The 21,303-nt window shown below is 60.2% G+C and carries 10 protein-coding genes; 4 read left to right on the top strand and 6 right to left on the bottom strand.

Annotation, left to right across the window (positions count from 1 at the left end):
- Positions 1-4: 4 nt before the first annotated feature.
- Genes DWW03_RS00290 through DWW03_RS00275 form a run of 4 tightly spaced genes read left to right on the top strand, consistent with a single transcriptional unit; the run spans position 5 to position 8,445 of the window.
- On the top strand, positions 5-3,532 hold the full coding sequence (locus tag DWW03_RS00290; RefSeq protein ID WP_022062048.1) for a SusC/RagA family TonB-linked outer membrane protein: 3,528 nt from the start codon (positions 5-7) through the stop codon (positions 3,530-3,532).
- A gap of 13 nt (positions 3,533-3,545) precedes the next feature.
- Positions 3,546-5,300: a RagB/SusD family nutrient uptake outer membrane protein gene (locus tag DWW03_RS00285; RefSeq protein WP_022062049.1), complete on the top strand. Its 1,755-nt coding sequence runs from the start codon at positions 3,546-3,548 to the stop codon at positions 5,298-5,300.
- Between the two features lie 19 nt (positions 5,301-5,319).
- Positions 5,320-6,195, top strand: a complete 876-nt coding sequence (locus tag DWW03_RS00280) for an endonuclease/exonuclease/phosphatase family protein (protein WP_015547613.1) — start codon at positions 5,320-5,322, stop codon at positions 6,193-6,195.
- A 6-nt stretch (positions 6,196-6,201) separates the two neighbouring features.
- Entirely contained in the window at positions 6,202-8,445 is a 2,244-nt protein-coding gene (locus DWW03_RS00275) for a DUF5689 domain-containing protein (RefSeq protein WP_022062050.1), read from the top strand.
- A gap of 75 nt (positions 8,446-8,520) precedes the next feature.
- Here DWW03_RS00275 and DWW03_RS00270 read toward each other — a convergent pair whose 3' ends face one another.
- From DWW03_RS00270 to DWW03_RS00245, 6 genes are all read right to left on the bottom strand, one after another.
- Positions 8,521-10,191, bottom strand: a complete 1,671-nt coding sequence (locus DWW03_RS00270; RefSeq protein ID WP_022062051.1) for a metallophosphoesterase N-terminal domain-containing protein — start codon at positions 10,189-10,191, stop codon at positions 8,521-8,523.
- Positions 10,192-10,289: 98 nt separating this feature from the next.
- Positions 10,290-12,767, bottom strand: coding sequence for a DUF5689 domain-containing protein (locus tag DWW03_RS00265; protein ID WP_022062052.1), 2,478 nt, complete (start codon positions 12,765-12,767; stop codon positions 10,290-10,292).
- Positions 12,768-12,846: 79 nt separating this feature from the next.
- Positions 12,847-15,402: a BACON domain-containing protein gene (locus tag DWW03_RS00260; RefSeq protein ID WP_022062053.1), complete on the bottom strand. Its 2,556-nt coding sequence runs from the start codon at positions 15,400-15,402 to the stop codon at positions 12,847-12,849.
- A 21-nt stretch (positions 15,403-15,423) separates the two neighbouring features.
- A complete protein-coding gene (locus tag DWW03_RS00255) occupies positions 15,424-16,947 on the bottom strand; it encodes a RagB/SusD family nutrient uptake outer membrane protein (protein WP_015547617.1) in 1,524 nt (507 codons plus the stop codon).
- An 18-nt stretch (positions 16,948-16,965) separates the two neighbouring features.
- On the bottom strand, positions 16,966-20,034 hold the full coding sequence (locus tag DWW03_RS00250; protein ID WP_015547618.1) for a SusC/RagA family TonB-linked outer membrane protein: 3,069 nt from the start codon (positions 20,032-20,034) through the stop codon (positions 16,966-16,968).
- An 81-nt stretch (positions 20,035-20,115) separates the two neighbouring features.
- Complete coding sequence (locus DWW03_RS00245; RefSeq protein WP_022062055.1) at positions 20,116-21,249, bottom strand: hypothetical protein; 1,134 nt, start codon at positions 21,247-21,249, stop codon at positions 20,116-20,118.
- Between the last annotated feature and the right edge of the window lie 54 nt (positions 21,250-21,303).

The raw sequence follows: 21,303 nt of genomic DNA, 5'->3' as shown, positions 1-21,303 counted from the left end.
ACCCATGCGTAAACTTATCCAAGCTAAAATCCTTGGTGCAGCCCTGCTATTGCTTTTTCTGACCACGGGAGGACGGGCGCAAACTCCCCCCCCCACGGTTAGCATTGCCAAGGAAAACGTCTCTGTCGAACAGGTTTTGAAAGAGATAGAGCGACTGACCAATTACACGTTTTTCTACAATAACGGCGACTTCGACCTCAAGCGGATCGTGTCCGTCGCGGCCGTGCGCAAGCCCGTGTCCGAGGTGGTGCGGCAGATGCTGCCCGACTGTTCGTGCCGTTTCGAGAACCGGAGGATCATCCTCGTCAAGGACGCCGCGCCCCAGCGCCAGACGGTGAAGGGCGTCGTCAAGGACGAGAAGGGCGCGCCCGTGATCGGCGCCACGGTCCTCGTGACCGATGCCGGGCAGACCCGGGGCATATCGACCGACATGAACGGCAGCTTCACGCTCACCCTCCCGGCGCTTACGGCCGAAGCCATGCTCGAAGTGTCGTTCATCGGCTTCGACACCTACAAATCGGCGGTCGGAAGCCGCACGTTCTTCGACGTGGTGCTGACCTACGCCCAGCAGAGCATCGACGAGGTGGTCGTGGTGGGATACGGCGTGCAGAAGAAGGCCAACCTCACGGGAGCCGTGGCCACCGTGTCGCAGAAGGAGCTGAAAGACCGTCCCGTGTCGAACGTGGGCCGCGCCTTGCAGGGCGTGATCCCCAACCTCAACGTGACGCTCTCGTCGGGACAGCCCGGAGCCGGAGCGACCTACAACATCCGCGGTACGACCTCGCCCAACGGCGGCAGCCCCCTGGTGCTGATCGACGGCGTCGAGACCTATCCCGACCGCATCAACTCGAACGACATCGAGTCGATCACGGTCCTGAAGGACGCTTCGTCCGCCGCCATCTACGGCGCACGCGGAGCCTTCGGCGTCATCCTGATCACCACCAAGAGCGGCAAGTACAACGAGAAGGCCGAAGTGTCGTACAACGGCTATTTCTCCGTCTCCAGCCCCACGACCTCGACCGACTACGAGACGCGCGGATACTACTCGGCCAAGATCGCCGACTTCTTTATGATGGCCACGCAGAACACCCCCTACACCTCCTACACCGAGGCCGACTACAAGGCTCTCTGGGAGCGGCGCAACGACAAGACCGAGAACCCGGCGCGTCCGTGGGTCGTCACCGACAGGCGCAACGGCCGTCAGCAGTACGTCTATCTGGCCAACTTCGACTGGTACAACTACCTCTACGACGACAGCCGCCCGACGTGGGACCACAACATCAACATCAAGGGCGGAACCAAGGCGCTCTCCTACATGGTCAGCGGACGCTATTACCAGCAGAAGGGCGTCAACCGCATCGAGCCGGACATGTTTAAGTCCTACAACTTCCGCGTGAAGCTCCAGGCCGAGATCAAACCCTGGCTGACCATCGCCAGCAACACCAAGTTCTTCCAGTCGAACTACAAGTATTACGGTTACGAGGACGAGTATAACAACTTCCGCAAACCCACGCTGCACGCCCTGGCGTCGTTCGTGCCGGTGAATCCCGACGGTACGGCCGTGTCGCACACCTCGATGACCCAGTCGTCGACCCACTACCTGATGGACGGTTACAGCGCCATGATGCAGAAGGGCAAGAGCTTCGGCAACAAGAAGACGCAGGAGATCACCACGACGTTCGAAGCCACGTTCAAACTGCACAAAAACTTCAACGTAAAGGCCGACTTCAGCTATACGCAGGGATACCTCCACAACGACTACCGCAGCGTCAATGTCCAGTATTCGCAGTATCCGGGCGAGGTGATGACCGAACCCGAAGGAAGCTTCCCCAACAAGTACAAGGAGGTCGTCTGGGACCAGAACTACTATGTGGCCGACGTCTACGGAACCTACAACAAGACCTTCAGCGAGAAGCACAACCTGACGCTGATCGCCGGTTACAACTACGAGGCCAAGTATTACCGCGACCTCACGGCGGCCAACGACGGACTGCTGTCCGAGGACCTCTCGGACTTCAACCTCGCCAAGGGCACGACCAACTTCACGCTCAACGGAGGCCGCAACGAATACGCCATCATGGGCTGGTTCTACCGCGCGGCTTACGATTACAAGGGCAAGTACCTGGCCGAAGTCAACGGACGCTACGACGGTACGTCGCGTTTCCCGCGCGGCAAGCGTTACGGCTTCTTCCCCTCGTTCTCGGCGGCATACCGCATCAGCGAGGAGGCGTTCTTCGAACCGCTGCGCAAGACGGTCGACAACCTCAAGATCCGACTTTCGTACGGTTCGCTCGGCAACCAGCAGATCGGTTACTACGACTTCATCCAGACCATCACGACCAAGGGCTCGATGGGCGACTATTCGTTCGACGGTACGATTCTCGGCCAGCACGCCACGGTGAGCGATCCCGTATCGGGCAACCAGACCTGGGAGAAGGTCATCTCGAAGAACCTCGGCGCGGATCTCAACATGTTCAGCAACCGTCTCTCGCTGACGGCCGATTTCTACATCCGCGACACGAAGGGCATCCTGGGCAAGGGCAAGTCGCTGCCCTCGATCTACGGCGCCAACGAACCGCAGGTCAACTCGAACAACCTCCGTACGAAAGGTTACGAACTGGTGCTGGGCTGGCGCGACTCGTTCAAACTCGCCGGAAGCACCTTCAGCTACGGCATCACGGGGACGTTCTCGGACTACACGGCCGAGTACACCAAGTGCGACAACCCCTCGGGGCTGATCGGAGACCCTTATGTGGGCAAGAAGTACGGCGAAATCTGGGGCTATAAGGTCGACGGGCTGTTCCGCAACGACGAGGAGGCCGCCGAGTACGCTTCGCGCGTGGACCTTTCGAAGGTCGCCGCAGGATATTATTCCGCGACGGGAGCCTATGGAAAGGGCGTTCGCGGAGGCGACATCAAGTACCTCGACCTGGACGGAAGCGGTATCGTCGACGGCGGCAAGGGAACGCTGGAAGACCCGGGAGACCGCCGCGTGATCGGCAACTCGTCGCCCCGCTACCAATACGGACTCACGCTCAACCTTTCGTGGTACGGATTCGACCTCTCGGTGTTCATGCAGGGCATCGGCCGGCTCGACTGGTATCCCGGCGCGGACAACCTGCGCTTCTGGGGGCCGTACAGCCGTCCCTATGCGACCTTCATTCCGAAAAATTTTATGAGTCAGGTGTGGAGCGAGAGCAATCCCGACGCCTATCTCCCGCGCGCCCGCGCCTATACGTCGCTCAACTCGACGCAGGGCACGGCCTACTATACCAACGACCGTTACCTGCAAAATCTGGCCTACTGCCGGCTGAAAAACCTCACCCTCGGCTACACGATTCCCAAGCGGCTGACCTCGAAGGTCGGCATCAAGGAGTGCCGTGTCTACTTCAGCGGCGAGAACCTCGCCACGTGGAGCGCCCTGAAAAACGATTTCCTCGATCCCGAGCAGGCTGCCGCCGATTCGGACAAGAAGTCGAACGTCTATCCCTGGTGCAGGACCTATTCCGTGGGTCTGAACTTAACCTTCTAAAGCGATTGCCGTTATGAAAAAATACATTCTTTATATACTGACCGGTGTGGCGGCGTGCGGACTTTGCAGCTGCGAGGACGCGCTCGACCGCTACCCGAAGGACCGGCTCACTCCCGATAACTTCTTCCACACGGAGGAGGAGTGCCAGCTCTACACCAACGATTTCTACACGATGTTTCCCTCCGCCGGGACCATCTACGGCGAGACGGCCGACATCATCGCCAAGACCACGCTCACGAGCGAGGTGCTGGGCAACCGCACCGTGCCCGCGACGGCTGGCTCCTGGAAGTGGGAGAAGCTGCGCGACATCAATTTCTTCCTCCAATACTCCTCCAACTGTGCCGACGAGCACGTGCGGCTCGAGTACGAGGGCGTGGCGCGCTTCTTCCGGGCGTGGTTCTACTTCGAGAAGGTGAAGCATTACGGCGACGTGCCCTGGGTCGACCGTCCGATCGACGCCGGCGACCCGCTGCTCTTCGAAAAGGGCCGCGATCCGCGCGAGATGGTGATGCAGAAGGTGATCGAAGACCTCGATTTCGCCGTTACCAACCTGCCCGTCGAAAGGTCGGTCTACCGCGTGACGCGCTGGGCGGCGCTGGCGCTCAAGAGCCGCGTCTGCCTGTTCGAGGGAACCTTCCGCAAGTATCACGGGCTGAAGGACTGGGAAAGCTATCTCACGGCCTGCGCGACGGCGTCGAAGCGCTTCATCGACGAGAGCGGATACTCGGTCTACACGACGGGAACGACGCCGTATCTCAACCTTTTCTCGTCGCTCAAGGCCCTCGACACCGAAATCGTGCTCGCCCGGGCCTACAACACGGCTATCGGTCTGAAGCACGACGTCAACGGCTACCTCACGAGCATCACGATGGGACGCCCCGGCCTGCTGAAGAACATCGCCAACATGTATCTGATGAAGGACGGCACACCCTTCACCTCGCAGCCCGGCTGGGAGACGATGCAGCTCCCCGAGGAGAGCAAAAACCGGGACGGCCGCTTCGCACAGACGGTCCGCACGCCCGGGTACAAGCGCATCGACGACACGGCGCTGTCGGCCCCGAACCTTGCGGCGACGATGACCGGATACCAGCTGGTGAAGTACCTCCAGTCGGCCAAGTACGATTCGTACAACGCTTCGACGAACGACCTGCCGCTGCTGCGCGCCGCCGAGGTGATGCTCAACTACGCCGAGGCCAAGGCCGAGCTGGGAACCCTCACGCAGGAAGACATCGACCTTGCGATCAAGCCGCTGCGCGACCGTGCGGGCGTCGCCAACCTCTCGCTCACGAAGGCCAACGCTTCGCCCGACCCCTATCTGGCTTCGCCGGAGACCGGCTATGCCAACGTGACGGGCGACAACAAGGGCGTGATCCTCGAAATCCGCCGCGAACGCACCGTCGAACTGCTGATGGAGAACCTCCGCTACTGGGACATCATGCGCTGGAAGGAGGGCAAGCGTTTCGAAAAACCCTTCACGGGGCTGTATTTCCCCGGCACGGGGTCCTACGACCTGAACAACGACGGCGTGGACGACGTCTGCATCTGGTCCGGCTCGAAGCCCGCGACCTCGGCCCCGGCGGTCTACGAACTGAACAAGGAGATCTTCTTGAGCGGGGGCGACAGCGGCTACATCATTATCCATACGGATTACGCCCGTTCGTGGAACGAGGAGCGCGATTACCTCTATCCCGTGCCCACCGACGACCGGGTGCTGACCCAGGGCGCCATTACGCAGAACCCCGGCTGGAACGACGGCCTGAATTTCTAACCTGAAAAAAAGAATGATTATGAAAATCAAGCGATTCATACTGCTCGCCTTCTCCGGCTGCTGCCTGGCGTTGTCCGGGGCGGCCTGCTCCGGGCTGGAGGGCGACAACTCCGACTTCGATTTCGGGGACATGACCTCCGACGCACCCGACAATCCCTACGACGGACAGGGTTACGACCGCCTGCCCAACTCGGTGCGGCTGGCGACCTACAACACCCACCGCTGCGAGGGATGGACCCAGAACTCCGGGACCGACCGCGCGAACTACAACAACACGGCCAAGGTCATCTCGCTGATGGACCCCGACGTGATCGCGTTGCAGGAACTGGACAAGAACACCACGTGGCATCAGACCGACCAGTTGCAGGAACTGGCCGACCGCACGGGGATGCGGCCCTACTACTGCAAGACGATCAGCTACCGCGGCGGCGACTACGGCATCGGCATCCTCTGCAAGACGGCGCCTAAAAACACCTATGCGGGCGATCTGCCGGGAACCGAGGCGCGGAAGTTCTTCCTCGCGGAGTTCGACGGCTACATCTTCATCGCCACGCACTTCTGCCACCAGAGCGATGAGAACCGCCAGCGGTCGTTCGAGATCATAACCGAGTATATCGCCGCCAACTACGCCGCCTATACCAAGCCGATCTACCTGGCGGGGGACCTCAACACGTCGAAGCTTCCGGCAGCGGCGCTCGAATCGTGGAAGATCATCAGCACCTCGGCCAATACCTTCGTGAACACCTCTTCGCCGTCGCGCATCGACTATGTGCTCGTCTACACGGGCAATTCGCCGTCGTACGAGGTGCTGCGCACCGCCGTGCCCTCGTACGAGGAGATCAACGTGATGACGGTCTCCGACCACCTTCCCGTACTGGTAGACCTCAAAAAGTAAGCGATTATGAAAAACAGACTCTTGAATAGCTTTTTCCGGGCGGCGGCGGCCTTCGCGCTGCTGCTCGCGGCCGGAGCGTGCAAGGACGACGTGGCGCTGCCGATGCAGCGGGTAGCGCTGAACACGCACGCGATTCTCGCGCCGTCGTTCGCCACGACGCTCTCGTTCGACGTCGAGGCCAACTGCGACTGGACGATCTCCGTCGCGGGCGACGACACCTCGTGGGCCGAACTCTCGCAGACCGAGGCCACGGGCATGGCGACCGTGGCGGTGTCCATTGCCGAAAACAATACTTCCGGCTCCCGTGCGCTGACGATACGCGTTGCGGCCAAACGGAATGCCGCGGTCGTGGAGGAGTTGTCCTTCGTGCAGGCTTCGGCGACGGCCGAGGGGTATCTCTCGATCCCCGATCTGCGGAAACTGGCCGCCGACGGCGACTACTCCGTGACGCAGGACGTGAAGATGCGCGGAATCGTGGTGTCGAGCGTCCAGGACAATAACTATTACGACAACTGCATCGCGCTCCAGAGCGCCCTGAAAGCCAACTGCGGCATTACGCTCCGCACCGACGAGGTGCTCTACCGCAAGCCGGGCGAGGAGCTGGAGATCGACCTGAAGGGGGCGGTCGTCGGGGTGAATCCCGAAACCGGCGTGATGGAGGTGAAACCCGCCGCGGACGACAAGGTGAGCCGCACGGAGACGACGCAGGTGAAGATCGAAGCCTTGAAGATCACCTACGAGGAGCTTCGGTCGGGAGCCTACGAGTCGATGTATGCAGGCATTTATTCCCAGGTCTACGTGCCGGAAGGCGGTTCGCTGAACGGTATAACGCTCAAGGACGATCTGTCGATGCAGGACCCCGACAACAACCGTTTCCGGCTGGTGGCTTCGCAGGCTTCCTCGTTTGGCATTGATCCTGCGCCGACGGGTAGCGGAGTGCTCAAGGGAATCGTTGTGCCGCAGGACGGCGCCTATGCGATCCGCCCCTGCACGGCCGGGGACAAGGAACTCACCGGGCTGCGCTTCGGCGCCCAGGTTGGAATCAGGCTGCCCTATGTCTTCTCGTTCTACGCCGCCTCGCAGGCCAACAAGGATTGCAAGTACGTGACGGTGACCGATGGCACGTTCGACAAATTGGGGGCAGACTTCAAGGTCGAGGACAAGGATGTCACCAAATGCGTCGTGCTGACGGCAAAGGTGGCCCCGACGTCGAACAGCAGCCATTTCCGGCTGACGCACTGGGCCGATGAGGCCGCGCATGACAACATTCCGGCCAAGTCGATGGTTTACGGTCAGGACTCCTATTTCCTGCTGACCGTGCCTTTGGCCGAGGATATGCCTGCATCGTTCCGCATCTCATTCGGTATGTCGGGAACGGGCGGCGCTCCGAAGAACTGGGCGGTGGCCTATTCGACCGACGGCACGGAGTACGTCACTCCCTCCGACGGCTCGACAGCCATCTCGATTCCCGGGGCGATTGCGAGCAGCGGCTATTTCTATTATTTTACGGTGACCCTGACGCCGCAGTTGCGGCTGATGAAGGGCCAGACGCTGCTACTGAAACTTTATCCGACAGACAACGTCAGTTGCAACGGCGGTACGGCTGGATACAATTCGGATTCGCGCCTGCATTCGTGCGTCGCGATTGAGGCCGTGCCGAAATTCAGTACACCGAAACCGGTCGGAGCGGTTTATTTCGAGCCTTTCGACGGGTTGACCGAAGGGTTGGACTACCTCTACGGCGATAAGTTGGCTGCCATGCTGAACTATTGCGGCAGCGACATCTCGGAATGGGACGCCGTGCTGAAAAACGGACTTTCGGGCACCAACGTTCATCAGCGTCCGGGTTATGCCCAGATCGGTTATGTCGAGTCGCAGGCCGTGAAGCGGGCAGAGTATGAGAATAAGGCGGGGGCACTGCTCACGCCGGCGCTGAACGCAACGGGCGATCTGAACCTCTCTTTCCGCGCGATGGCCTACAAGACCTGTTCGGATCGCCCCAAGGGTAAGGCGACCGAACCCAAGGACAAGAAGGGCGATCTGACGGAGATCGTCGTCGAGGTGATCGGCGGCGGAACGATCGACGGCGCGACGAAGAAGGTCGTGTCGGGACTGGCGACCGATGCGTTCAACACCTATTCGCTGACGATCGACGGCGCGACGGCCTCCACGGCCCTGCGCTTTACGAGCGAACCCGCTTCGGGCGAGTTCTCGCGCTGGTTCATCGACGATATCTGTGTGACGAAGTAGGGATTGCCCGATGATTGAAAAGCGTCCCGGAGCATTCGCTCCGGGACGCTTCGTTACAGGCCGGATTGCGTCCGGTCAGTTCTCCGCCTTGGTGGTGACGGTGAAGAGCTGGCGGCCGTATTCGTCGGTGGCGGTTATCCGGATCTCGGCGGACGGCGTTACGGGCGTGTATTCGAGCATGTGGTCGGTGCGGTATTTGTCGAGGAAGCTGAACGAGGAGATGTCGTTGCCGCAGGCGTCGTGGACCGTGACGTAATAGTCGTCGTACTCCCGGACCGCCTTCAGCTGCGAGGCGGGAACCGCGGCTCCGTTTTCGCGGCATTCGAATTTCCACGTCGGATGCCAGTCCCAGACGTTGAGGCGCACGACCGGCCTGCCTTCGGCGTTTTTCAGCCCCGAGTTGTAGACCCGGCAGTATTGCTCGTCGCTGTCGCTGAAATTCACGCTCCGCCGCTCCGTGATCGTTCCGCCGCTGAAATCGTAACGGGTGAATGTCGCCGGGGCGCCGTCGTGGCAGAGCGGGAAATACCACCATGCGCCGCATACGCACGGGTGCGTGTACTCGGTCACGCTCATGTCGCTGCGCGGTACGGTGACCGTTTCGGCGATGTGGTTGTGCCCCGACCAGATCGTGACAGGCAGCTGCTTGTCCTTGTAGATGTCGAGCAATTCGTCGGCGTTGTCCATCGGGTTGGGCGACGAGGCCCCCGGGTTGCGGCGGAAGGCCGGGCAATGCCACGCGATTACGATGCGCTCGACGTCCGACGGCATGTAGTCGGCGTCCTTCTGCGCCCAGTCCATCTGACGCCGGTTGAGGCGGACGGCGAATGACCGGTCGCCGCCGGTGTTGACATACTGCGTATTGTCGAACACGACGTAGTGCACCTTGCCGATGTTGACGGCGTAGTATGTCGGCCCGAGCGCGGAGATATAGGCCAGTTCGGCCGCCGAGTCGTCGTCGCCGGCGATGTTCTGCACGGCCATGTCGTGGTCGTGGTTGCCGATGGCGTGGAAGGTCTGGATCGGCATGCCCCCGCGTTCGCAGACGTTGACGAAATTGGCCAGCGTCGCCTTGTTGGCGTTGGTCCAGTGCGACTCCTGCGTCATGTCGCCCAGATTCATGCCGTAGACCGGCACGCCTGCGGGCAGGGCTTTGACGTAGTCGCGCAGCGTCTTGAGGTAGGTGCGGCGGAACGTCGTGGAGTCCAGTTCGCCCTTCGGGGGACAGATCGACGGCGTGGCCGACGATGTGGTCTTGATCATCGCCCGGTTGCGGATATGCATGTCGGCCGACACGATCATAATGTGGCGGTCGTTGTTCACCTTTTTCAGCGTGAAGTCGTGCCGCTGCACCTGCTCCACGCTCGTGGGAGCGGTGACCCTGCGGTAGAAGCGGGGGATGAACCCACGCGTGGATTCGACCTCGTAACCCGACGGGACGGTCAGGTAGACCAGTTTCGACTTGTCGGACGACGTGCGCAGCCCGTAGGCCCCCTGTTTGTTCGTGCGCGTCATGTTCACGCCGTCGGTCACGACGACGCCCTGCACGGCGGCGCCGGCGCACGTCACGACCCCGCGCACGGTGGCTTTCGGGTCGATCTTCGACCAGTCGACGCCGTCGTCGGGCGAAGGGGGCGGATCGACGGGTTTTTCCTGTTCTCCGGGATCGTCGCCCGAACCCGAACAGCATATGCCGCCGGCGGATATTGCGAGCAGGGCGGCCAATAAAAGCAACAGTTTTTTCATGGTTGCGGTTTTTGCGGTTTGCGGCATGGGACGGCTTTCGGGAAAAGCGGGGAAAGGACGGTCGTCCTCTCCCCGCTTCGACCGTTCGTTACACGCCGCTATTTGTTATAGCGGATGGCGAAATATTCGAGGCTGCTGGCGTGTTCCGCGGCCAGGGCAGCGCCGCTGGCGCTCTGGTTCAGGCGCGCGTTGGCGTAGTCGGAGCCGTCGCTGCAGAGGTCGCTCGTCGGGCGAAGCCGGATGTAGACGTTTTCGTGGCCGAGAATCTCCTGGGGAAGCTCGAAGTCGATGCTTTTGTAGGCTACGCACGACGAATAGAGCGTGTTCGCCCAGACGGAAACGTCGGGGATGGTGTATTCGCCGATCAGATTCCACTGCGAGTCGTCCTTTGCGGCCTGCGAATCGGTCAGCGACCATTCGGCACACCAGAAACGGGGCGAGAAGAAGCTCTGCTGCGTGTTCATAACGGAAATCTGCATCGAGATATGCGATGTCGTGATGCCTTCGGTCGAGAAGTTGATCAGCCAGGCGTAGGGGCGGTCGGTGTCGTCGTCCCACCAGAAGTGGTTGGCGAAGGCGGTGTAGCAGGAACCGTATACATTCCCCTTGCCGCGCATACCCGTGCTGCCGTTGTAGTTGATTTGCGTGGAATTCGTCGCAATCTCATTGTTGCCCGGCCAGCCACCCGTGCCGTTTGCCGCGTTTTTATCCTTGGCATAGGGACCGCACCACTCCAGCGTTCCGTCGGGATTGCGGCTCACCAGATCGTCCATCAGCGGATTCCAGCTCTCCTTCGCGGGGTCGATCACTACGCCGATGCCGTTCTTGTTGCCGAAGTTGGCTCCGAAGATATAGGAGGCATTGTTGCCGACGGGACCCAGGTATTCGTAGGTTCCGCCGCCCCACATGTGCTGCTGGAAGGTGGCCTGCAGGTACTCTTTGCTGGCGGAGCCGGTGTACTTCTCCTGATAGGTGTGCGTCAGGTAGCCGTTCGTTCCGTAGGTGGGTTTCTGGACCTTGTTCTCTTTGTCGGGATTCCAGTAGCGGTACTCCGTCAGCAGGGCCGAGAAACTGTCTTCGACGCTGTTCTGCATGTTGTCCCAGATGTCGCCCTTGGTCTGGTGGCGGATCTGGTAGCGGCCGATGAAGCCGAGCGTCGGATCGTCGTCCATTTCGGCCGGGTCGGCTCCGTCGCGCCATTCGAAACGCGAGAAACGCTCGTGGACGATGACGCCCGAAATCTTGCCCGAGCCGTAGGGCAGGCGCGTGCCGTCGCTGCGGTAGGCGCAGTTGGTGTTGGTCAGCATGTACATGTCATCGCCGTTGATGTCGCGCACGAGCAGCGGGTATTTGCTGATGCGGCTTGCGCCCGTGCCGATCGCATAGCCCTCGTTGATGGGCGTGATTGCGCCTTTGCGTACGGGGAACTCGACGTCCTTCAGGGTGACGTAGGTGTAGATGTCGTCGTCGGTGAGCTGGCTCATCCACTTCTCCTTCACGGGAACGTCCGATGCCGAACCCGCGATGCGCGAAATGACCATCGCCTTGGTGACGTTGCGCAGTTCATAGCGGTCGGGGGTCTCGACCAGGTAGCCCGAGGCGCCCTGAATGAGAATCTGCACGTGGTCGTACTGTTCGAAGACGTTGTCTTCGGCCGTGGCGGTCTGGACGGCGATGCCGTATTTGCCGTCGTAGGTTTCGAGGTAGACGGTCCGCTCCGATATGCTGTAGTCGATCTTTGCGGTCGTGCTTTGCGTGTTCTCGCCCGCATTGTGGCTCTTGGTGTTGCTCACCACGATGCCTTCGAGGATGACGTAGTCTTCGACCTTCTTGTTCATGGCATACGTTTGGCGGAACTCCTCGAATGTGATCTGACGTCCGAGGGTCTCCTTCGCCGTGCGCTGCAGGAGGTTGAATTCGACGGAGACGGTCTCCTCCCAGCCGTCGGTGAAGGAGAGCGACACGGTAGCCGAACGCGGGATTTCATCTGCGGCGTTCGCCTCGGTCGTGATGGCCAGACTGCGATTTTCGCTCTCGGAATCCACGATTTCGAGACTCTCGATCCAATCGGCGTTGTCGGCCTTGGCATACTCGATGTCGACCGTGATCTCCGAGAAGGGAATGTTGGTCTCGATCGGCGAGATGTTCTCGCCGCCGGCTCCGGCGACGATGACGGACGAGTTGGCGAACTCGATCTTGGCGTCCACGAGCGCCTTCTGCTTGACGTAGACCGTGTCGCGGCGCGCGTCCACGTCGGAGCAGAGCACGAAGCCCGCTTTGCGTTTGAAGCCTTCGTTGAATTCGCATTCGGCGGTGATGGCGCCCTTTCCGTCCTCCGTCTCACCGCAGGTCAGGCTGATCCAGTCGGCCTGGTTGATACGCTCGATATGGAAGGCGCTGTTGGCGTAGATGTCGATGTCGAACGTATTCGCATCGGCTTCGACGACGAACTCCTTCTTCAGCGCGCCCAGTTTGACCAGGGCCAGATCGTCGGCGTCGTCGACGCTGCAGGCCGCCGAGGCTGCGCATACGGCCGCAATGCCTAAAAATTTAAATATCGATTTACGACAGTTCATATTCTATACGTTTTATTCGTTGTTGTTTGTTCCGGCCGTGCGCGGCGGACGGTGCATCCGCCGCGCGACCGCAATTCGTTTAGTTGTAGCGTACCGTTATCGTTCCGATACGGGCCTGGCTGTTACCGGCCGCAACGGACGGCGTCAGCGTTCCCTTCTCGATGCCCAGCGCCGTCAGGTAGTTCGAAGACGTGGCTTTGGGGTCGATGTCGGTAACCTTGTCGGCCACCTGCAAGCGCAGAACCACTTTCTCCCGGCCGAAGCAGTCGGCGGGCAGTTTGCGCAGGTGCTCGGTGAAGCCCGGGGTCGAATCCTGCGACGTGGTCGACCACCACGTGATCGAACGCTTCTTGATGATCGGGCTGTCGGGAACGGCCTGGAACGTCGCTCCGCCGTCGACCGAATAGAGCAGGTTCCAGTGCGCCGGGCCGGAGAGGGTCGTGTTGCTCATCGAGCCGTGGCCCCAGACGATGCCGAAGACCATGTTCGAACCGCTGATTCCCTGCGTGGAGAACGAAATGTCGAAGTATTTGCCCTTGTCGGCGTCGAAATCCCACCATTGCTGGGTGAACGTGATGCCGCCGTTTGCCACCAGACCTTTCTGTTCGGAGGAGGCGCCTCCCTTGCCCGAGCAGACGACGTTGTTGAAGTCCGCTGCGGCACCCTGCGTGGCGCCGTATTTATTGATCTCGCCTTCGCCGATCTCCGGTATGAGGTCGGTCTTGCGGTCGTTCCAGTTCCACTCGACGACGGTTTTCGAGAACGGTTCGTCGGTCAGCGCGATCTCCTCGGCGGTCATGGCGCGCAACTGGTAGCGGCCCAGGTCGCCGAAGCGGATCGGGGCGACGTCGTCAGCCACGACGATGCCGCGGAACGTGCCCGAACCCTGCGGTACGACGGAGTTGAAATCCAGGTCGCGGCCCGAGCTGAAACGCCGCCAGGGAGCGGCCGTATTGGTCAGCATGTAGATGGTCCGGCCCGTGTTGTCGTAGCACATCAGCGGGGCCACGTCCCAGCGCGGGGCGGTAGCCGTGCCGATCGGGTTGATGTTGTCCTTGAACGAATAGCCGTCGGTGCAGTTGGTGTAGGCGCCGTCCTTGCACATGATTTCGAGGTTGGTGACCGACACCAGCGTGAAGATGTCGTCGTCGGTGAGTTCGCCGATCGTCTTCGTCTTGACCGGAATCTTGAACTCGTCGGGCGTCGAGGTTTCGAGGATGTTGGCCGCAGTAAGTCCCGTGATGGTGTAGCACTCGGGGGAGTTCTTCTTTTCGAGCGTGGCCCCGTTCAGGGAGAGGCGCACCTTCGAGAAGCGGGCCGGCGTGTTGTCTTCGGAGGAGGCGAATTTCAGGCAGAAGCCCCACTTGCCGTCGAGGCTCTCGATATAGGCCGTCCGGTCGTTTTCGCCGCGGTCGAAGAAGAACTGTTGGGTCTGGGGACTCGAAACGACGTTCTTGCTGTCGGGGTCGCTGACGATGTAGCCTTCGATATACTGCTGGAGCGTGATCTCGCCCGGAGTCAGGGCGCGCACCGCGGCGAAATCGGCAGCGGTCGGGTAGGGCTTCTGGGTGATTTTGCACGAGGCCGAAACGGAGTTGCCGTGTTCGTCGGTGAAGTTGAGCCGGATCGTGGCGGTGCGCGGCTCCGAACCCTCGTTTTTGGCCAGCGAGAACGTCAGGCCGTCGTCGGTGATCGCGGGCTTCAGAATCCACTCGGCGCCCTCCGCGACGGGAACGTCGTACGCCACGTCGTAACCGATCTGGTCGGAGTAGGGCACGAGGTTGTTGGTCGTGGCCGGAACCGCGCAATCCTGGGCGTAACCTTCGTACGTTTCGGCATTGCTGTCCAGCTTGAGCGCCGGCAGGGCGATGCCCTGCGTGACGGTGAGCACCGATTTGGTGATCTCGCCCTTGGCGTCTTCGATGAAGAGGGTCAGATCGGCGATGCGCGCGAATCCGGAGTCGTTGTCCGTGACCTCGAACGTGATTCCCTTGTAGGTGGCCGAGACGTTGGAGATCCACGGTTCGACGGGCTGCGCCTGCGGTTCGTCGCCGCCTTCGCCTTCGCCGCCCTCTTCGCCCTCTTCGGCGCGGGTCAGGACGGTGACGGGATCGTTGGGCAGGCCGTCGTTGTCGTAATAGGTGACGCTGGCTTCCAGATCGTCGATGCAGTAGCGCAGGTTGGTGCTGATCGGCGTGAAGATCTGCGACCGGGACTTCAGCAGCGTAACCGCCGGTTTCGAGAACGAGAGCGAAGCGTCGGTGATGGCTCCGGCCTGCGAGAACATCACCGTATCGGTCAGGGAACCTTTCTCGAACACGACGCCGATCTTTCTCGAAATGCCGTAGTTGGCCGAATAGGTGAATACGATTTCGTTATTGCCGTATCCCTGGAGTTTGTTGAGGGAGGCCCACTTCACGGGACGCGTGAAGCGCGCCGTCCAGTCGCCGTTCGAGTAGACCAGCACGTGCGTCGAACCGGCATCCTTGGTCAGGGAAAGTTCGCGCGCCGAGACCGCCAGAGGCAGGTCCAGCTCGAAATCCTCCTGGCAGCCGGTCAGGGCCGTCGTCAGGGCCGTCAGGGCGATCAGTACGCCGGCGACCGATCTTTTCTGTTTATTGAATATTGTTTTCATTCGTCTGAAAGTTTCGGATTATTACAAGCCGTAAGCCTTGTATTCGTTGTTGTCGAGGTTGTTCTTCGAGTAGGTGACCTCCGTGTCGGGAATGGGGTAGTAGCGGTGGCACGGTTTGATCCGGCTGTTAGCCGTGTTGAGTTGCAGATAGGCGTAGTCGCTGTTGTCCGTTACGGCTTCGTACCAGATACCCCAGCGGACCAGGTCGTACTTGCGCTGGAATTCGCCGAAAAGCTCGCGGGCGCGCTCGTTGCGGATCTCCTCCTCGAGGCGCGCGGGGGTGCGGAAGGTGTACTTGGACAGATTGGCGCGCGTGCGGGTCATGTCGAGGTATTCGACCGCCTTTTCGTAGTTTTCCTTATAGAAATAGCACTCGGCCATCATCAGCAGCGCGTCGGCATAGCGGAAGACCTTGTAGTTGTTGCCGTCGGCCGAGGACTGCATGTTCGGACACCAGAACTTCGGTCCGCACCACGGGCGGGTGTTGGTGCTGTTGAACGTCTTGTCCTCGTATCCCCATGCCATGTTGTACTTGGCGCGGATGTCCTTGCCCATTTTGGACTGGAGACCCTGGCTGAAATAGACGTTCGGACGCATCGCCGACCAGACGGTCGCCTGGTCGCCCAGTTCGGGAATCTCCACGCCGTCGTAGATCGCCGAATTGGCCGCACGCGGGTAGGGCTGGCAGATGCAGGCCACGTTGGACGTGTAGGTAAGGGCGCCCTGGGTGTAGGTGTGCTGAATTTCCATGATCGACTCCGGGGTGTTCTTGTTCCGGAACAGGATATTCTCGGCGTAGTCGTACTGCGACAGCGGACCGTAAATCGTTTCGATCTGCTCCAGCGCGTCCAGCGCCACGTCCCACTGCTTGTTCCACATGGCCATCTTGGCGATGAGCATGTAGGCGCAGGAGGCTCCCAGACGATTGGCCTCGTTGTCGTAGGTGCGGGTTTGGGCGGCGAGGGGAGCTATCGACTGAAGGTCTTCGATGACCTTGTTGCGGGTCTCGTTGGCGTCCATGCGCGGCAGCACCTGAATCCGGCTCAAAACCTCGTTGTCCGTAACGTCGTCGAAATAGAACGGAACGTTGCCGAAGAAGCAGGTCAGCGTCCAGTAGAAGAACGCCCGCAGGGTTTTCGCTTCGCAAAGCAGCTGGTGGTACTGCTCCTCGCTGATCACCTCGTTTTTATAGGCGCGCTCGATGCCGTTGACGGCGAAGTTGCAGCGCTGTACGCCGAGGTAGCCGTTGCGCCAGACCGTCGAACCCATGCGCGGCACGGCGGGCGAGATGTCCAGGCTGGCGTCGAGCGTTCCCGACGGGCAGTAGGCGATGTCGGTGACACACTCGGTGGCGATCATGTAGGTATAGGTGTAGATCGACTTGATCGGAATGTAGCATCCGTTTACGACCGACTGGCATTCCGAAAATTTGCGGAAGAAGTCGTCGGGATTCGAGATGCCCGATGTGTCTTCGTCCAGCGTGCATGCCTGAAACGAAAGCATGGCCATGGCCGCGGCCGTGTAGAATATATGTTTGAGTTTCATCGTCTTAATTCTGTTAGGTTAGTATCTCAACTGAAGGCTGAATATGATGGTGCGGGGCTTGGGATAGGCGCCCAGGTCCATACGGCGCAGCGTCGACGAGGTTCCCTCGCTGGAAACGTCGGGGTCGAATCCGTTGTACTTTTTCCACAGAAAGAGGTTTTCGCCCGATACGCTCAGGGTGAGGTCTTTCATCCACGAGCATTTTTTCTTGAGGTCGAACGTGTACGACAGCGTGATGTTCTTCAGCCGGAGGTACGAAGCGTCGTGGATCATAAAGTCGCTCGGAAGCGCGGCGTCGCTTTTCGCTCCGGCCCGCGGAATGTCGGAATTCGGGTTCCGGACGGGATGCCAGGCGTTCAGCATGTAGCGGTACTGGTTAGCGAACTGCGAACCGGCCATGTAGATCTCCGAATAGTTGTAGATCTTGCCGCCGAGCGAGTAGGCGAAGTAGACGCCCAGCTTGAAACCGTGGATGTAGAACGTGTTCTGCAAACCTCCGTACAGATACGGGTCGGCGTTGCCCTGGTAGATCAGGTCTTCGCGCGAGAGCACGCCGTCGTGGTTGGTGTCGTAGTAGCGCGGGCCTCCGTCGGTGTTGGCCGGGCTGACGTAGGTTTTCGTCACCGCGTTTTCCTCGCGTTCCTCGGCGCTCTTCCACGTGCCGCCGTATTTGAATCCCCAGAGCGAGTTGAGCGGGTAGCCCTTGACGTAGCCGTACATCATGTAGGGGTTGTTGCCCGGCGAGTTGTAGGCCGAAATGAAGTCCTCGGAACCGATGTCGTCGACCTTCTGTTCGTTGTGCGACAGGGTGAGCGTCGTCGACCAGTGGAACTTCGGGCGGACGATGTTGTGGCTCTCGACCGACAGCTCGATACCCTTGTTCGAGGTCGAGCCGATGTTGGTCCAGCGTGACGTGTAACCGGTTTGGGCCGCAACGGCCAGCGACATCAGCAGGTCGGTCGTTTTGGATTTGTAGGCTTCGGCCGTGATGTTCAGGCGGCCTTTGAACATCGACCAGTCGATCGCCACGTTGTAGGCCGTGGTCTTCTCCCACGTGAGGTCCGGGGAGTCCAGGCGGCTGCGGTAGAACGCCACGGGCTGCGATCCGTCGAACAGATAGCCGCCCGTCGTCGAGGAGAGGGTGGCGAGCGAACGGTAGGTGCTGATCGCGTCGTTACCCGTCAGACCGGCGCTCAGGCGCAGCGACAGGTCGTCGATCCAGTTGCAGTCCTTCAGGAAATTCTCGTTCGAAATGTTCCACTTGAGGGCGGCCGACGGGAAGAACGCCCACTTGTTGTTGGCCGCGAAGTTCGAGGCTCCGTCGTAACGTCCCGTCACGGTCAGGTAATAGCGCGACTTCCAGTTGTAGTTCAGACGCGCGTAGACCGATGTTTTGGTTTTCTTCGAGTAGGAAGTGCCCGCCGAATAGGTCTCTTTGTCCTGCACGGCGTTCATGTTGTTCCACAGGATGGCGTCGTCCATGTAGCCTTTGCCGCTCAGGTTGAAATCGTGCGAGGCGAAACTGTAAGCCGAGAAACCGCCGAGAACGTCGAACGAATGGCCGTTCTTCTCGAACTTGTAGCCGGCCGTGGTCTCCCACGAGAACGAGTGCTCGTCCCACTCGGCGCGGTAGGCCTCGCCGCCTTCGTTCTCGCCTTTCAGGGGAAGGGTTCCCGGATAGTAACGGTAGGTATGCCGCTGGTAGAGATAGTAGGAGAAGGTGCTGTTGATCGTGAAGTTCTTCACCGGCTCCAGTTTCAGCGTGAAGGCGTGGTTGTTCGAGTGGCGTTCGAGGTAATAGGTGTTCAGGTCGATCAGCGCACGCTGCGTGTTGATCTTCTGCCCGTTGTAATACAGCGGGTTATACGTGTCGTTCGGCTTGAGCAGCGGTGACAGATACTGGGCGCTGCTGTACCAGGCCGTTCCGCCGATGGAGGATTTGTTCTGGTCGTTGTGACGCCAGGTGTACGAACCCGTATAGCCGACTTTCATCCATTTGAACAACTGGCGTTCGAGGTTGATACGTCCCGTGAAACGCTGCTGGCCGCTGTCCTGGATGATACCTTCGGTGTCGTTGTAGGAGAACGAAGCGTAATACGACGATTTGTCGCTGGTTCCCGACAGCGAGAGGGCGTAGTTGGAATAGAGGGCCGTGCGGGTGATCTCGTTGATCCAGTTCGTCCCTTCGCCCAGCGAGAGCGGGTCGGAATAGACCGAACCGGAGAGGGGCGTGTCCTTGCCTACGTCGGGGTGGTTGGCGTCGCTGCCGAAATAGGCGTAGTCGTTGCGGTACTGCGCGAATTCCGACGCGTTCATAATGTCGAGCTGACGGGGCAGTTGGGAGAAGCCCATGTCGGTCTTGAAGGTGATGTTGACCTTGCCCTTGGAGCCGAGACCCCGCTTGGTGGTGATGAGGATGACGCCGTTTGCGCCGCGCGAACCGTAGATCGCCGTCGAGGAGGCGTCCTTGAGGACGGATATGCCTGCGATGTCGTCGGAGTTGATGTCGTTCAGGTCGTGGATGGCGTCCATCACGCCGTCGACGACGATCAGCGGCTCGTTCGACGCGTTGATCGAGCGCGTGCCGCGGATGCGGATGGTGGTCGTGGCGCCCGGCTCACCGGTGGTCGACATGAAGTCGGCTCCGGCGATACGTCCCTGAAGGGCGTTGTCGACCGAAAGAACCGGTACGTCCTTGATGTCGTTCATCTTGACCGTCGCGACCGAACCGGTCAGGTCCTTTTTGGCGACCTGGCCGTAACCGATGACCACGATTTCGTCGATGTCGGTGGAGGAGTCCTTCTCCATCCTGACGGTGAAGTTCGTCCGCGAACCCACGTTCAGGGTCTCGGTCTTGTAACCCAGGTACGAAATCTGGAGGCTGTCCGAAGGCTTGGCCTTGATGGTGAATTTGCCTTTGACATCGGTGACTGCGCCCTGCGTGCCTTTGACGACCACGACCGTGGCGCCGATCAGCGGGTTGCCGTCCGGGTCGAGGACGGTTCCGCTGACAGTCTGGGCCTTTTGTTGAGCCGTTGCCGGCGCCGTGTGCGCCGCGAGCAGTATCAGTACCGCCACCAGCGACATCACTCGGACGGATGCTCTTATTGAGTGAAGAATTTTATTCATTTTAGGCTTTTTTTTGTTGAAACGACTTGTTCCTCTTTTTTACTCTTGTTCCTCCTCGTCGAAAGGCGCTCCCAGGATGATGTCCTTACCGCTGCCGTTGTTTTCGGCAAAGTAGTCCTCTTCGACCTTCTGCAGACGGCGGATGTAGAAATTGTCGAGGTAAATGCGGTTGTTGACGGCGGAGTTCTGCGTGAGGGAGCCGCAGATGATGCGGACCCGCGTGTTGGCCGTAATCGGGTTGGCTTTCGTGCCGGCGACGAAGACGAGGAAATCGTGACCCTCCCACATGTCTTCGGGGAACTCCTCGCTCGAAATGTCGTAATAGCCGGCTTCGAGGTCGATCGTGGTCTTTTCGGATTGGGCGAAATCACGGATGACGCCCCCGCCGAGCACCTCGACCGTGATCTTGTTGTCGTCCCGGGCGCCGGTCATGTAATCGGTGAAGGCCACGGCGCGGAACGAAACCATCAGCAGCGAGTCGCTGCGGAGCGTGTTGGTGTAGGGCGAAATCAGGTCGGCTCCGTGGCCCTTGTCGTCGCCCAGTTTCAGGTAGCCGTTCTTGCCGTAGCAGTGGGCGACCTCCTCCCCTTCGATCGTCGTGGACGTGAACCCGAGGTTTTTCTGGGCCGTGGTCCAGTTGTCGATCGGGGTTTCGCCGTCGGTGAAGCGCGGGTCGGTCTTGCCGTACTTCAGGGTCGCGAAATCATTGCTCACGCGGGCCGTGGAGCCTTGGTGGATGGGGATTATCCGGTTGTAGTTCAGTTCGCCGTCGGAGGCTGCCAGAATCAGCATGCCCGTGCGCCGCGTGTAGTAGCTCGACGTCGTGCTGCGCCGGTTGGCCTTCAGGGTTATCACGCGAAGCCCCGTCTGGGGATCTGTCGAAGAGTAATCCACCACCTTGGCCCACGGCGTCGCTGCGTCGTCTTCCCACGTCGCGACAAAGTCGATATTGGCGTCCACGTAGAGTTTGGCGAGACCGCCTTTCACGCCGACGATGCCGGCGTCGATAGGCTCTTTTGCGATCGGGTCCGCGTAGACCTTGATCGATTCGTTACGATCGGAGTTCGAATGCGTTTCACACGACGTGATGCCGATTGTCGCCGCGATTAATGCGGCTCCGGCCAATCCGCGTGAAAAACGGACGAAACCCTTCGTCAGGAATGTTTTTCTCATAATTGGTAAAAAGGTTAAGATTGGGTTTTATTTATTGGGGTCGGTTGATCGACG

The sequence above is a fragment of the Alistipes sp. AF14-19 genome, assembly GCF_003461645.1.
Classification (GTDB): domain Bacteria; phylum Bacteroidota; class Bacteroidia; order Bacteroidales; family Rikenellaceae; genus Alistipes; species Alistipes shahii.
Note: the sequence above shows the minus strand (reverse complement) of the source record. Positions and strands in the feature narration are given on the sequence as shown.